At 70.6% G+C, this 13,805-nt stretch carries 15 protein-coding genes; 7 read left to right on the top strand and 8 right to left on the bottom strand.

Features of this window, described 5'->3' with window-relative positions; translation table 11 throughout:
• Positions 1–58 precede the first annotated feature (58 nt).
• The gene (locus tag GY170_RS17090) at positions 59–1,369 is read right to left on the bottom strand and encodes an RsmB/NOP family class I SAM-dependent RNA methyltransferase (RefSeq protein WP_163895859.1); all 1,311 of its coding nucleotides are present in this window, start codon (positions 1,367–1,369) and stop codon (positions 59–61) included.
• Positions 1,370–1,416: 47 nt separating this feature from the next.
• Between GY170_RS17090 and GY170_RS17085 the strand changes: the two genes are divergently transcribed.
• Complete coding sequence (locus tag GY170_RS17085; protein WP_163895857.1) at positions 1,417–1,596, top strand: DUF1674 domain-containing protein; 180 nt, start codon at positions 1,417–1,419, stop codon at positions 1,594–1,596.
• A 166-nt stretch (positions 1,597–1,762) separates the two neighbouring features.
• On the opposite strand, the gene GY170_RS17080 is transcribed toward GY170_RS17085, so the two are convergent.
• From GY170_RS17080 to msrB, 6 genes are all read right to left on the bottom strand, one after another.
• The gene (locus GY170_RS17080) at positions 1,763–2,386 is read right to left on the bottom strand and encodes an SGNH/GDSL hydrolase family protein (RefSeq protein WP_163895855.1); all 624 of its coding nucleotides are present in this window, start codon (positions 2,384–2,386) and stop codon (positions 1,763–1,765) included.
• Between the two features lie 60 nt (positions 2,387–2,446).
• Positions 2,447–3,061: a class I SAM-dependent methyltransferase gene (locus tag GY170_RS17075; RefSeq protein WP_167803333.1), complete on the bottom strand. Its 615-nt coding sequence runs from the start codon at positions 3,059–3,061 to the stop codon at positions 2,447–2,449.
• A gap of 64 nt (positions 3,062–3,125) precedes the next feature.
• Positions 3,126–3,266: a hypothetical protein gene (locus GY170_RS17070; protein WP_163895851.1), complete on the bottom strand. Its 141-nt coding sequence runs from the start codon at positions 3,264–3,266 to the stop codon at positions 3,126–3,128.
• Positions 3,267–3,367: 101 nt separating this feature from the next.
• On the bottom strand, positions 3,368–4,822 hold the full coding sequence (locus GY170_RS17065) for a protein adenylyltransferase SelO (RefSeq protein ID WP_163895849.1): 1,455 nt from the start codon (positions 4,820–4,822) through the stop codon (positions 3,368–3,370).
• The gene (msrA, locus tag GY170_RS17060) at positions 4,819–5,328 is read right to left on the bottom strand and encodes a peptide-methionine (S)-S-oxide reductase MsrA (protein WP_163895847.1); all 510 of its coding nucleotides are present in this window, start codon (positions 5,326–5,328) and stop codon (positions 4,819–4,821) included. Before msrA ends, GY170_RS17065 begins: the two co-directional genes overlap by 4 nt.
• Positions 5,328–5,777, bottom strand: a complete 450-nt coding sequence (gene msrB, locus GY170_RS17055; RefSeq protein WP_163895845.1) for a peptide-methionine (R)-S-oxide reductase MsrB — start codon at positions 5,775–5,777, stop codon at positions 5,328–5,330. Before msrB ends, msrA begins: the two co-directional genes overlap by 1 nt.
• Positions 5,778–6,060: 283 nt before the next feature.
• Between msrB and GY170_RS17050 the strand changes: the two genes are divergently transcribed.
• The 5 genes from GY170_RS17050 (at position 6,061) to GY170_RS17030 (ending at position 12,001) form a co-directional block, all read left to right on the top strand.
• Complete coding sequence (locus GY170_RS17050) at positions 6,061–8,034, top strand: M10 family metallopeptidase (protein ID WP_163895842.1); 1,974 nt, start codon at positions 6,061–6,063, stop codon at positions 8,032–8,034.
• Positions 8,035–8,144: 110 nt separating this feature from the next.
• The gene (locus tag GY170_RS17045) at positions 8,145–9,050 is read left to right on the top strand and encodes a CPBP family intramembrane glutamic endopeptidase (protein ID WP_163895840.1); all 906 of its coding nucleotides are present in this window, start codon (positions 8,145–8,147) and stop codon (positions 9,048–9,050) included.
• A 70-nt stretch (positions 9,051–9,120) separates the two neighbouring features.
• On the top strand, positions 9,121–10,098 hold the full coding sequence (gene accD, locus GY170_RS17040) for an acetyl-CoA carboxylase, carboxyltransferase subunit beta (protein ID WP_163895838.1): 978 nt from the start codon (positions 9,121–9,123) through the stop codon (positions 10,096–10,098).
• Complete coding sequence (locus GY170_RS17035) at positions 10,095–11,405, top strand: bifunctional folylpolyglutamate synthase/dihydrofolate synthase (protein ID WP_163895836.1); 1,311 nt, start codon at positions 10,095–10,097, stop codon at positions 11,403–11,405. Before accD ends, GY170_RS17035 begins: the two co-directional genes overlap by 4 nt.
• Positions 11,402–12,001 (top strand): hypothetical protein, encoded by a 600-nt coding sequence (locus GY170_RS17030; RefSeq protein ID WP_235937861.1) that lies wholly within the window; start codon positions 11,402–11,404, stop codon positions 11,999–12,001. Before GY170_RS17035 ends, GY170_RS17030 begins: the two co-directional genes overlap by 4 nt.
• A gap of 120 nt (positions 12,002–12,121) precedes the next feature.
• On the opposite strand, the gene zapE is transcribed toward GY170_RS17030, so the two are convergent.
• On the bottom strand, positions 12,122–13,210 hold the full coding sequence (gene zapE, locus GY170_RS17025; protein WP_163896306.1) for a cell division protein ZapE: 1,089 nt from the start codon (positions 13,208–13,210) through the stop codon (positions 12,122–12,124).
• 93 nt (positions 13,211–13,303) lie between these two features.
• Between zapE and GY170_RS17020 the strand changes: the two genes are divergently transcribed.
• On the top strand, positions 13,304–13,786 hold the full coding sequence (locus GY170_RS17020; protein ID WP_163895834.1) for a GNAT family N-acetyltransferase: 483 nt from the start codon (positions 13,304–13,306) through the stop codon (positions 13,784–13,786).
• Positions 13,787–13,805: the final 19 nt, after the last annotated feature.

The following is a 13,805-nucleotide window of genomic DNA, read 5'->3' as shown; positions in this document are numbered from 1 at the left end:
GGGCGGGGGACATAGCGGCGAGGTGGCGCGTAGGGTGCGTGCTCGCACGCACCACCCCTCACCCCGCCCTCACCATCCGCGCGATGTAGAACCCGTCCATCCCGCCGCGCTCCGCCCAGAGGTCCGGCGTCAGCCTTAGCCCGCCCTCCGGCGACCGCCACGCCTCCTCGATCCACTCCGCGTCGGGCCGCTCCAGCGCCAGCGACGCGTGCCGGCCCAGAGCCGCCTCCACCTGCGCCGCCCCCTCCTCCGGCAGCAGCGAGCAGGTGCAGTAGACAAGCGTCCCTCCGGGCGCGAGCAGCGCCACCGCCCGGTCGATCAGCGCCGCCTGCAGCTCCGCCAGTGGGGCCAGCGACGCGGCGGTGCGGGCGAAGGGCAGGTCCGGGTGCCGGCGCACCGTGCCGGTGGCGGAGCAGGGTGCGTCGAGCAGGATGGCGTCGAACGGCCCGCCCTCCCAATGCAGCGCGTCGGCGGTGACCGTGCGCGTGGCGAGGCCCGTGCGGGCGAGGTTCTCCCGCAACCGCGCGAGGCGCGGGCCGGAGATGTCCAGCGCCGTCACCTCGGCGCCCGTCGCCGCCATCTGCAGCGTCTTGCCCCCGGGCGCGGCGCAGAGGTCCAGCACTTTCGCCCCCGCCTTTGCCCCCAGCAGCTTCGCCGGCAGCGCTGCGGCGGCGTCCTGCACCCAGAAGGCGCCCTCGGCGAAGCCCGGCAGGGCGGAGACCTGCACCGACCCGGCAATCCGGACGGAGCCGGTGGGCAGCAGCTCGCCCCCCGTCGCCTCCGCCAGCGCTTGCGGGTCACCCTTCGCCGTCAGGTCCAGCGGCGCCCCGGCGTGGTGCGCTCGCTCCATCGCGGCGGTCCTCGCGGGGCCGTAGGCGGCGTTCAGCGGCTTGCGCAGCCAGCCGGGCAGGCGGGGCACGGGCAGGCCCTCCCACGCCTCCGGCGCCTCCTCGGCCACCTTGCGCAGGACGGCGTTGACGAGGCCCTTGTGCTGCGCCGTCTTCTTGCCGTGCCCGGCGAGACCCACGATATCGCTCACCACCCCGTGCGCCGCCGCCCCCTCCGCCAGCTCGGTGGTGCCGAGGCGGAGGAGGTTGAGCGTCGCCATCGGCGGGCGCTTGGTCAGGTGCGGGGCGAGAAGGCGGTCGGCGCGGGGGAGGTTGCGCAGCACGGCATCCGCCAGCCGCCCGGCGCGGGCCCGTGCCTCGGGCGGCAGGCCCTCGAGCAGCCGCTCCTCGACGTCGGAGAGGGGCCGCCCCTCGCCGAGCACGGCGGAGAGCAGCGCCAGTGCCGCCTGCCGGGGGCGCTGGCTCTCGGGGAGGTGTTCCGCCCCGCGCCGCGCCCTGCCTTGCCTCGCCTCTTTGCCCATGCTTTTCTCCTGCGCGCGCCCCCTAGCATCGCCCGGAGCCGAAGCCCATGGCCGACCAGCCGGAGAGAGACCTCCCCCCCGCCGCCGCCCGCGCCCTCGCCGAGGCGGAGGCCCGCCGCAAGGCCGCCGGCGATCCGGCGCGCCCGAAGGAATACGGCGGCCGCGAAGGCCCCGAGCCGGTGCGCTACGGCGATTACGAGAAGAAGGGCATCGCCGTCGATTTCTGACGGTTCCGGGGCGGGCCCCAGGTCGTGCGGAGGCCTTCCAGCTCTCAGCCCAAGCTCCGCTCACCCCCGGCGCGCAACCTCCCCACAGCCTCTCGCTTTTCTCCAAGTATCCGCGGGGGTCCGGGGGCTGGCCCCCGGTCCCGCACTCTCCTCCCGTGCCGTCCGTCTAGAGCAGCCCCGGCACTACCTCCGCCAGCGCCTCGCCCAAGGCCGCGTGGTCGCGCCGCCCCAGGTGAACCGAATCGCCGTGGTCCAGCGAGCAGACCGTGCCGGCGTCGAAGAAGCCCGTCCCCAGCTCCTCCGCCGCCGCAAGGTAAAGCGGCGCGAGCTGGCGGCTCTTCTCGTAGCTGCCGGCCAGCATGTCGCCGAAGCTCGGATGGTCTTTCTGGTGGGCGCCGACGGGGGCGGGTGCGACGATCAGCACCCGCATCCCGGCGCCAAGCGTGGCGCGGATGTCCTGCACCAGCAGCTTGACGCCCCGCGCGATGTCGCTCGCCGGGACGTTGAAGCGGGTCTTCATGTCGTTGGTGCCGAGCATGAGGACGACGAGGTCCAGCGGATGGTGGCTGAGGAGGCAGGGGACGAGGTAGGTCCGCCCGTTACGCCAGGGCTCGTAGGGATCGTCGCGCACCGTGGTGCGGCCGCCGAGGCCCTCCTCGATCACCGTGTAGCCCTCGCCCAGCCGCGCCTGCAGCACGCCCGTCCAGCGGGTGAGATGGTCGAAGCGGCCGCCGCCCTCCGGGTCCGCGCCCCAGGTGTTGCTGTCGCCGTAGCAGAGAATACGTTTCATGCCCGTGCCCTTCGCCCGTCCCCTCTTCGGCTTGCCATCAAGCCCGGGCAGGGGCGCCGGTCAAGCGACCTCGGCGAGCTGGAACCAGGCGGCGCCCGTCTTCGGCTGCCATTCCTCGATGAGGCGGAAGCCGGCCGTCGCCAGCCCCGCGCGCAGATCGGCGATGGTGAAGACGGCGATGGGCGGGAACAGGCCCAGCGCGCTGCCGGCGCGGATCCCGAGCCGTGCGACCGATGGATGGTCGCCGATTCCGGCGGTGGAGATGGCGAGAAACCCGCCCTCCGTCAGAAGGCCGCGGGCATGGGCGAGCGCCTCGCGCCAGTCGGGCATCAGGTGCAGCACGTTGAGCCCGACGATGCCGTCGAACGGCCCCTTGGTGACGTCGAAGATCGTGCCCTGCTGAAAGGTGACGTTCGTCGCCCCGGCCTCGGCGGCCTTGTTGCGCGCGATCTCGATCATCTTGGGGGATATGTCGGTGGCGAGGATCTCTCCGACCCGAGGCGCCAGCTTCAGCGCCGAGGAGCCGGTGCCGGCGCCGAACTCGAGGAGCCGGCCCTCAGACCCGGCCCGCCCGGCGATGGCATCGAGCTTGCGATGCCAGGCCTCGGGGTCGGACACGGGCGAGCGCGCGTATCGCGCGCTGATCCTGTCCCAGAATTTTGCGGCGTCCGCCATGTCACCGGGATAGCCCGGCCCCCGGCCATGCGCCTAGGGGGAAAGATCAGGCGGAGGAGACGCCTCAGGCGGCGTGGGCAGCGGCGTTGCGGCGGCCACGGCGGCCGGTGAAGCGGCGGACCATCTCGCGCAGCGCCTCGGCGCGCAGGCGGTGGGCGCGGGCTTCGATCTCGGCGAGGGTCAGGGTGCTGGTATCGTCTTGCATGTTCATATCTCCATCGTCCTCCCGTCGAGGATAGAGATACGGCAATATGGCTGACATACCATGGCCAATGCTGCAACGCAGCGTTGCGCTGGGCGGGTGGGTCAGGTCCCGCAATAGGTGACGAAGCGGTCCCCCGCGGGGGCCGGGGTCGTCATGTCTTCCGCCCCTGCGACCGGGGTGAAGGGTTTCGTCACGTGGGCGAGCAGGCGCTCCACCGGGCCGAGATCCCCCGCTTCCGCCGCCGTCAGCGCCGCGTCGAGCGTTCGGTTGCGCGGGATGTAGAGCGGGTTGACCCGCTCCATCCGCTCCGCCGCGCCGGGCGCCTCGCGCTCCAGCCGCGCCATCCAGGCGGGCAGCCAGGCGTCGATCATGCCGGGCTCGGCGAAGAGAGCCCGGACGGGCGCCGAGTCTCCCCGCGCCGCCTCGCCCAGTGCGCGGAAGAGGTTGGTAAAATCGGCCTGCCCTCGCGCCGCCGCAAGGAGGCCGGTGATCAGGTCCATGTCGCCCTCCTCCGCCGTCTCGAGCCCCAGCTTGCCGCGGAAGCGGGAGAGCCATGCGGCCTCGTAGAGCGGGGCGAAACGGTTCACCTCCTCCGTCACCTGCGGGATCGCGGCCTCGCCGCCGAGGAGCGGCAGCAGTGCTTCGGCCAGCCTCGCGAGGTTCCACTGAGCGATGCCCGGCTGGTTGCCGTAGGCATAGCGGCCCATGTGGTCGATGGAGGAGAAGACGGTGGCGGGATCGTAGGCCTCCATGAAGGCACACGGCCCGTAATCGATGGTCTCGCCGGAGATGGCCATGTTGTCGGTGTTCATCACCCCGTGGATGAAGCCGAGGCTCATCCATTGCGCGATCAGCTCCGCCTGTCGCTCGACGACCCGGCGCAGGAAGCGCATGTGGCGGTTCTCCGCGCCGGTCAGGTCGGGGTCATGCCGGGCGATGGCATAGTTGGCGATCTTCGCCAGCATGTCCTCCTGCTCGCGGGCGGCGAAGAACTGGAAGGTGCCGACGCGGATGTGGCTGGCGGCGACGCGGGCGAGCACGGCGCCGGGCTTCGGCCCTTCGCGTTGCACGTCCTCCCCGGTCGTCGTGACCGCGAGCGCACGCGTGGTCGGCACGCCCAGCGCCGCCATCGCCTCGCCCATGACGTATTCGCGCAGCACCGGGCCGAGCACGGCCTTGCCGTCTCCGCCCCGGGCGAAGGGGGTGCGGCCGGAGCCCTTAAGGTGCAGGTCCCGCCGGCCCTCCGACGTCACCACTTCGCCGAGAAGCAGCGCCCGGCCATCGCCGAGCTGCGGGTTGAACTGGCCGAACTGGTGTCCGGCATAGGCCATGGCGAGGAGGCTCGCGCCGGGCGGGCTCTCGACGCCTGTCAGCCATGCGGCGCCCTCGGGGCTGCGCAGGGCGGCGGGCTCGAAGCCCAGCTCCCGCGCAAGCCCCTCGTTGAGCAGCAGCACCTCCGGGCGCGGAACCTCCGCGCCCTCCCAGGCGAGGTAGGCGCCCTCCAGCTCGGCGGCGAAGCTGTTCTCCAGCTTCGGCAGGAGGGCCGCCTCGCTCATTCCGCTGCCGTCCGCCCGGGCAGAACCCAGTCCTTGCGGGGGAAGTGGCAGGTGTAGCCCTTGGGGTAGCGCTGCAGGTAATCCTGGTGCTCCGGCTCGGCCTCCCAGAAGTCGCCCACCGGCTCCACCTCGGTCACCACCTTGCCGGGCCAGAGGCCGGAGGCCTCGACGTCGGCGATGGTGTCGAGCGCGGTCTGCCGCTGTCCTTCATCGACGTAGTAGATGGCCGAGCGGTAGGACATGCCGATGTCGTTGCCCTGCCGGTTCTTCGTCGTCGGGTCGTGGATCTGGAAGAAGTATTCCAGGATCCGCCGGTAGGACGTCACCTCGGGGTCGAACATGATCTCGATCCCCTCGGCGTGGGTGCCGTGGTTGCGGTAGGTGGCATTCGCCACGTCGCCGCCGGTGTAGCCGACGCGGGTGTCGGTGACGCCGGGCAGGTGGCGGATGAGATCCTCCATCCCCCAGAAGCACCCGCCGGCGAGAACTGCGCGTTCCGTGGCCATCAGCTCACCTCCTCGACCTGATCCAGATAGGCGCCATAGCCCTCTTCCTCCATCCGCTCCTTCGGGACGAAGCGCAGCGAGGCGGAGTTGATGCAATAGCGCAGCCCGCCCCGGTCCCGCGGACCGTCGGGGAAGACGTGGCCGAGATGCGAGTTGCCGCTGGCGGAGCGCACCTCGGTGCGGACCATGCCGAGCGACAGATCGTCGATCTCGGTCACGTGCGCCGGTTCGATCGGCTTGGTGAAGCTCGGCCAGCCGCAGCCGCTCTCGTACTTGTCGGCCGAGGCGAAGAGAGGCTCGCCGGAGACGAGATCGACATAGATCCCCGCCTCCTTGTTGGAGAGGTACTCTCCGGTGCCCGGCCGCTCGGTGCCGTTCTGCTGGGTGACGCGATACTGCTCCGGCGTCAGCCGGGAGATGGCGTCTTCGTCACGGGTCCAGGTGCTCATGGGTTGGCCCTCCTGATGTTGCCCTCTCTATTTGGGGTGTCCGCCAGACAGGTAAAGCCCGATGACCTCTGAACTTGCCGTGTGCAAAGGCCCATTGGGCGGCTATTCCGCCTGCGGGGCTGGAGGGGGCGTCCCGACCTGCCACTCCCCGGCCTCGGATCGACGCTGTGTCCCTGAGCTGCCCCGACGAAAATTTTAGCTCGGACGACACAATATTTCCTACCTTTTGACCGGCTTTTTCACCTATATCGCCTCCACTTCAGGCGCGTAGGGGACCGAGCGGATGGCGACGCAGGCGGATATCTTCACCTTGACCGGGTACGAGGCGGAGGACCGCTGGAACCACGCCGGAGGGCTGGGGAGCCCGGTGGTCATCACCTACAGCTTCGGGGCGACCGAGGCCGATTACGGCTACGACGACATGCTGACCTACGAGGCGCTCACGGCCGAGGAGAAGGCCAACATCCGCCTCGCTCTCGAGGCCTGGGCAGAGGTCTGCGGCATCACCTTCGTCGAGGTTCCGGATGCGCAGATCGGCGATCTGCGCTTCCACAAGGGCGATTTCGACTTCGCCTATTCCGATGCCGCCGGCTTCGCCTATTTCCCGTCCCTCCAGTACGAGTGGGAGAACGGCGACTGGGTGCTCTCCAACGGGCATGCCGACGTCGGCGGTGACGTCTTCCTTAACGCCGATTATTTCAACAATGGCACCGAGCCCTTCCCGGGCTATCACGGCTACGAGGTGTTCGTTCACGAGATCGGCCACGCCATCGGGTTGAAGCACCCGTTCGAGGGCGATCCCACGATCGACCCGTCCCAGGACAATGGCGACAACACCATCATGTCCTACGTCCGGCCGACCGGGCACTACGGGCCGGGGCCGCTCGACGTCGCCGCCGTCAACTATCTCTACGGCTCGGCTTCCGGCAGCTTCGAGGCCTACTGGGCCGAGGGCAAGCTCTTCCAGATGGGCAACGATGGGCGCAACGTCTTCGGCGGCACGCACCTGAGCGACCACATCTTCGGCAATGGCGGCGACGACACCCTCTACGGCGGGGAGGGGCATGACACCCTGCTCGGCGGCTCCGGCAACGACATCCTCGACGGCGCGGAGGGCGATGACCGGATGGAGCTGGGCGCGGGCAACGACATCGCCACCGGCGGCGCGGGGCGCGACAGCATCAACGGCGCCGGCGGCAACGACCGGCTCGATCTCGGCAACGGAGAAGACAAGGGCTTCGGCGGCGACGGTGACGACAAGATCTTCGGGGGATCGGGCAACGACCTGCTCGCTGGCGGCAACGGCACTGACTACATCGAGGGCGGCAGCGGCGACGATTTCGTCCGCGGCGGTGCCGACAATGACCTCCTCGACCTCGGCGAGGGCTGGGACACCGCCTTCGGCGATGCCGGCGACGATATCGTCAATTGCGGCGGCGGCGACGACATCGCCAAGCTCGGCGGCGGCAACGACACCGTCAGCGGCGGCATGGGCCAGGATGAGATCTACGGCAGCGAAGGCGACGACCTGATCTACCTCGATAGCGGCAACGACTTCGGCCATGGCGGCAACGGGGATGACAAGATCTTCGGCGGCGACCACGAGGACCTGCTGCAGGGCGGCAATGGCCATGACACGCTCTACGGCGGTGCCGGCCATGACCGCGTGCACGGCGCCAACGGCGATGACCTGATCAAGCTCGGCAGCGGGCAGGACACCGCCTTCGGCGATGCCGGCAGGGATGAGGTGCACGGCGAGCTCGGCCGCGACACCATCAAGCTCGGCGCCGGGGACGACGAGGCCTACGGCGGCGCCGACAACGACGAGATCTACGGCAGCGACGGCAACGACCTGCTCCATCTCGACGACGGCGACGACAAGGCCTTCGGCGGCAGCGGCAACGACACGCTCTTCGGCGGCAACCATGACGACACGCTTGTCGGCGGCAACGGCGCCGACCGGCTGGAGGGCGGCTCCGGCGACGACCGGCTCGAGGGCGGCCACAGCGACGACATCCTCTTCGGCGGCGCCGGTGCCGACCGCTTCCTCTTCGCCGCCGGCGACGGCAACGACATGATCGGGGATTTCGTCGCCGGGGAGGACCTCATCCTCTTCACCGGCGGGATCGACAGCGTGCAGGAGGTCTCCTTCTTCCAGGAAGGGGAGGATACGCTGATCATCGGCGACGGCCTCTCGCTGCTGGTGGCGGGCGTCGATGCCGATACGCTTATCGACTCCGGCTCCCTCCTCTTCTGAGGGCAGGTCTTCTGAGGACAGGGCGCCGTTCACCGCATTGAGAGCGGCGCGGGCGCCCCGGCGCCCGTCTCGCGCTGGATCGGCGGTCGGCTTTCTGCCAAACGGGCAGGATGTCGTTACCAGTTGCATATTCCCCCCTGAAGAGTTTCGCCGCACCGGCGCGCGGCAGCTCCGCCATTGCCGTATTCGGCGGGGTCCTCCTCGTTGCCTTCGCCTACTTTGCCGCCCAGACCGCCGTCCTGGGCGTCGTCCTGCCGCCGCAGCCGGGCGATGCGGCGCCGGTGGCGCTGAGCCGGGGGGCGGTGCTCCTCTTCCTGCTGACCTACCTCGCGCCTCTGGCGGCCATCATCTTCTGGGTCCGGCGGGTGCACCGGCGGCCGGCGACGACGCTGGCGGGCCCGGGCGTGCGCACGTGGCAGCACTTCCTGCGCACCGCGCTCTGGGTCGGCCTCGTGATGGTGGCGATCCTCGCCCTGCCGCCGTGGGAGGTGGAGATCCTGCAGCTCAACCCGGTGCTGCCGTGGCTGGCGCTGCTGCCGCTGATGCTGCCGGCGATCTTCATCCAGACGGCGACGGAGGAGATCATCTTCCGCGGCTATATCCAGCAGGAGCTGGCGTCGCGGTTCGAGAGCCGCATCGTCTGGATGGTGCTGCCCTCGCTCGTCTTCGGCGCGCTGCACTGGGGCAACGGCTCCAGCCCCGCCGACAGCTTCCTCTATGCCGGCGTCATCACCGTCTTCGCCCTCCTCTCCACCGACCTCACGGCGCGGACGGGGGCGCTCGGCGCCTCCATCGGGCTGCACTTCGCGGTCAACTGCCAATCGCTCCTCCTCTTCGGGGAGCAGGGGATCGGGCTGGAGCGGGCATCGCTGGCGGTGCTGCCGGCGCAGGACCCGGCGCTGAACGGCATTGCGCTGACGGACCTCTTCAGCGTCTTCGGCATCCTCGTTATCGCCTTCGGCGCGCTGCCGATCGTGCTCTACTGGCTCGCCGCCCGCGTCGCCGTCGGGCGGTGAGCGGGGCGGCGCGATTGCAAATCGGGCGCCCGCACAATATTTGCTGGCCCAGAGGCCCTTGGAGACCCGCATGAACTGGATCACCAACTACGTCCGCCCGACCATCGGCTCGCTCTTCTCGCGCCGCGAGGTGCCGGAGAACCTGTGGACGAAGTGCGACAACTGCGGAACGATGCTCTTCCACCGGGAGCTCGACGCCGCGCAGCGGGTCTGCACCAACTGCGGCCACCACATGACGATCACCCCGCGCGCCCGGTTCGAGAAGTTCTTCGACGGCGGCAGCTTCGAGGAGGTTGACGTCCCCGAGCCGATCACCGACCCGCTGCACTTCCGCGATCAGAAGCGCTACCCCGACCGCATGAAGGCTGCCCAGAAGAAGACGGGCGAGCACGAGGCGATGCTGGTGGCGGAGGGGGAGATCTGCGGCCTGCCCATCGTGGCGGCGGCGCAGGATTTCTCCTTCATGGGCGGCTCGATGGGCATGTATGTCGGCAACGCCATCATCGCCGCCGCCGAGCGCGCCGTGGCGCTGAAGCGGCCGCTGGTGCTCTTCTCCGCCGCTGGCGGGGCTCGGATGCAGGAGGGGATCCTCTCGCTCATGCAGATGCCGCGCACGACGGTCGCCGTCGACATGCTGCTCGAGGCCGGCCTGCCCTACATCGTGGTGCTCACGCACCCCACCACCGGCGGCGTCACCGCCTCCTACGCCATGCTGGGCGACGTGCAGATCGCCGAGCCGGGTGCGCTCATCTGCTTCGCCGGCCCCCGAGTCATCGAGCAGACGATCCGCGAGAAGCTGCCCGACGGCTTCCAGCGCGCCGAGTACCTGCTCGACCACGGCATGCTCGACCGGGTGACGGAGCGCGGCAAGCTGAAGGAGGAGATCGCGAACATCCTCTCGATGCTCACCGGGCAGGAGCTGACGGCCCCCGCCGAGCCGCCACCCGAGGCCGCGCCCGACGCGCCCGTGCCGGCCCCGCCGCCCGAGCCGCCGATGCCGGCGGCAGCGGAGGCGCCCACAGCCACCCCGGCCAAGCCGAAGAAATGACGTCGCTCGACACGGCCCGCCCCGGCGGCAGCGCCGCGGCAAGCCAGGAGGCCTCCGACGCGCTGCTGGAGCGCATGATGCGCCTCCACCCCAAGGTCATTGACCTGACGCTGGAGCGGATCAAGCGGCTGATGCCCGCCCTCGGCTCCCCCGAGCAGGCGCTGCCACCCATCGTCCATATCGCCGGCACCAACGGCAAGGGCTCCACCCAGGCGATGATCCGGGCCGGGCTGGAGGCGGCGGGCCGCCGCGTCCACGCCTATACCTCGCCGCACCTCGCCCGCTTTCATGAGCGCATCCGGCTGGCCGGGGAGATCATCTCCGAGGCCGAGTTGGCCGAGGTGCTGGCGGAGGCGGAGGCGAAGAACGACGGCGCCAACATCACCTATTTCGAGATCACGACGGCCGCCGCCTACCTCGCCATGAGCCGGGTGCCGGCGGATTACGCGCTCATCGAGGTGGGCCTCGGCGGGCGCTGGGATGCCACGAACATCTTCGCGCAGCCGCGGCTGACGATCATCACCCCCGTCTCCATCGACCACCAGCAGTACCTCGGCGACACGTTGCCGGAGATCGCCTCGGCCAAGGCCGGCATCATCAAGCGCGGCGTGCCTTGCGTCGTCGGCCCGCAGGAGGAGGCGGCGATGGAGGTGATCGAGGCGGAGGCGGCGCGCCTCGGCGCCCCGCTCATCGCCCATGGCCAGCACTGGCATGCCTACGAGGAACGTGGCCGGCTCGTCTTCCAGGACGAGCGCGGCCTCCTCGACCTGCCGCTGCCGAACCTTGCCGGTGCGCACCAGATCCAGAACGCCGGCGCCGCGCTGGCGGCGCTGCGGGCGCTGGGCGAGGGCGACGCGGAGGCGGCGGTGACCCAGGCCGAGTGGCCGGCGCGGATGCAGCGCCTGCGCCATGGCCCGCTGGTGGAGGCCGCCGGTCAGGCGGAGCTCTGGCTCGACGGCGGGCACAACCCCGCCGGCGGCGAGGCGGTGGCGGCGAGCCTGCGCGCCATGAGCGACAAGCCCGTCCACCTGATCTGCGGCATGCTCAACACCAAGGACATCGCCGGCTACCTGCGCCCCCTCGCCAGCGTGGCTGAGAGCCTGACGGCGGTGACCATCCCCGGCGAGCCGAACACGCTGCCAGCGGAGGAGACGGCGGCGATGGCCGCCTCCGTCGGCCTGCCGTCCTCGACGGCGGAGACGCCGCTCGATGCCGTCACCCGCATGGCCCGCGCCGCGCCGAACGCCCGGCTGCTGATCTGCGGCTCGCTCTACCTCGCCGGCAACGTGCTGCGGGAGAACGGGTGAGCGGGCGGAAACCATATGGTTTCCGCCTTCGATTTCCATATGGAAATCGGCCCCCGCTGGCCGCCCTCGCGCTCCTCGCCCTTGCCGCCACGCCTGCCGCCGCCGCCGAGTTCCCCTTCTGCTGGCGCGGCGCAAACGGCTACACGATGACCGGCGCCATCGCCTTCCCCGACAAGCTGATGGGGCAGGGGCTGGTGACGGAGGACGACGTCACGGGCTTCGAGATCACCGGCTACCTCGACGGCACTCCCGTCGGCCGCTGGTCGATGGACGAGCTGACCGACGAGACGACGTGGCACCTCAGCTTCGACCCCGCCGAGCTGCGCTTCCTCACCGGCGGCAGCTTCCCTGGCCCGCAGAGCCAGGGGTGGAACGCCAATGGCGAGGTGAGCGATTGCGGCAAGGGCGGCTTCGGCTTCAACTCCGGCAACTGGGCGCAGGATCTGTGCATCGACGGCACGTGGATCTCCGACAGCTCCATCCCGCCGGCGACGCCCTTCTTCGCCTCCACCGTCCCCGTCACGCCTGCCTGCGGCGGGGCGGAGCTGCTCAGCAAGCGGGAGCCCGAGTCGCCGGGAACAGAGGTTTTTCGTTAACGCGGGCATCGCGGGCTTTGACAGGCGAATCGCGATTCGCCTAAGCTCGGGCAGACCCCTTCTTCGGGGACGAGTTACCAGGCAGGTGATAGGGGAGGAGCCGCCGAACGGCTCCCCTCATCATGTCCGATCCGCGCTTCCGGCGCCCCAGCCCTCGCTCTGCATCTCCACCAGCCGGCTCGCCGTCCGCTCGAACTCGAAGGCGCCCTCTCCCTCGATATAGAGCATGTCGGGCGGCGCGGCGGCCGAGCAGATGAGCTGCACGTGCCCCTCGTAGAGCGCGTCGACCAACGTCACGAAGCGCCGCGCCTGGTTGAAGTTCTCCGACGACAGGCGGGGGATGTTCTCCAGCACGAGGATACGCGCGGCGGCGGCGAGGGCGAGGTAATCGGCGGCGCCCAGCGCCTTGGAGCACAGGTCATGGAAGCCGGCGCGCGCCACGCCGTTGTGGAAGGCGGGGATCTCCACGTCGCGGCCATGGACGCGCAGCACCTCCGGCCGCGCCTCGCCGCCCGTCAACTCCTGCCAGATTTTCTCGATCGCCGCGCGGGCCTCGGCATCCGCCGGGCAGAAGTAGCGCTCCGATCCGGCGAGCCGGCCCTGCCGGTGATCGTTGGGGGAGGCCAGCTCGACCACCTCCAGCCGCTCCTTCAGGAGCTCGATGAAGGGCACGAAGCGCCGGCGCTGCAGGCCGTCCTTGTAGAGATCCCCCGGCGGCCGGTTGGAGGTGGTGACCACCGTCATCCCCTGCTCGAAGAGCCGCTGGAAGAGCCGGCCGACGATCATCGCGTCGGCGATGTCGGTGATCTGCATCTCGTCGAAGGCGAGAAGGCGCACGCGCCCCGCCAGATCATCCGCCACCGGCTTGATGGCATCGTCGACGCCCTGTTTTCGGGCGACGTTCATCTGCGCGTGGACCCATTGCATGAAGGCGTGGAAGTGCTGGCGCTCGACCGTCGCCTGTCCGTCCTCGCGCACCGCCTCGGCCATCAGGTCCATCAGCATCGACTTGCCGCGCCCGACGCCGCCCCAGAGGTATAGCCCCCGCACCGGCTCGGGCGCGCTGCGGCGGAAGAGCCCCCTCTTCGGCTGCGCCTCCGCGAGCGCGGCACGCACCCGCTCCAGCTGCGGCAGGATCGCCTCCTGCGCCGGATCGGGCGTCAGCCGGCCCGACTCGGCCCGGGCGCGGTATGCCTCCTGGATCGTCATGTGCGCCGGATAGTCGGCGCGGGCGTCAATGTGAAGCACCCCGGGCTTGCCCGGGCCTTGTCCGCCGCGCGCACAAGCGGCACCAATCCCCACATGATCCGGCCCGCGACCCCTGCCGACGCGCCCGCTCTCGCCCGCCTCCACGTGCTGGCGTGGGGGGAGACGTATCGCGGCCTCCTGCCGGAGGAGGAGATCCTCGCCCGCCCCTTCGGCCGGCGGCTGGAGCAATGGCGCCGCGAGGCGGCCGCCGGCACGAGCCGCATCGCCTATGCCCCCGGCCTCGGCTTCGCGCAGGCCGGCCCGCAGCGGGACGGGGCGCTCGCGGCGACCGGATGGCCCGAGGAGCTCTATGGCCTCTACCTCCTGAAGGCCGGGCAGGGGCGTGGCCTCGGGCGGCGGCTCCTGCACGCCGTCGCCGCGGAGGGGCCGATGACGGCGCTGGTGCTGGAGGAGAACCACCCTGCCTGCGTCTTCTACGCCCGCACCGGCGCCCGGTGCCTCGAGGTGCGCGCCGAGCATATCGGGCGGGCGGAGATCCGCGAGGCGGTCTACGGCTGGACCACCCCGCCCCGCTGATGTGCCTCATCACGGAATG

The organism is Pseudoroseicyclus tamaricis, assembly GCF_012070395.1.
Lineage (GTDB): Bacteria > Pseudomonadota > Alphaproteobacteria > Rhodobacterales > Rhodobacteraceae > Pseudoroseicyclus_A > Pseudoroseicyclus_A tamaricis.
This window is presented reverse-complemented; position numbering and strand designations above follow the sequence as displayed.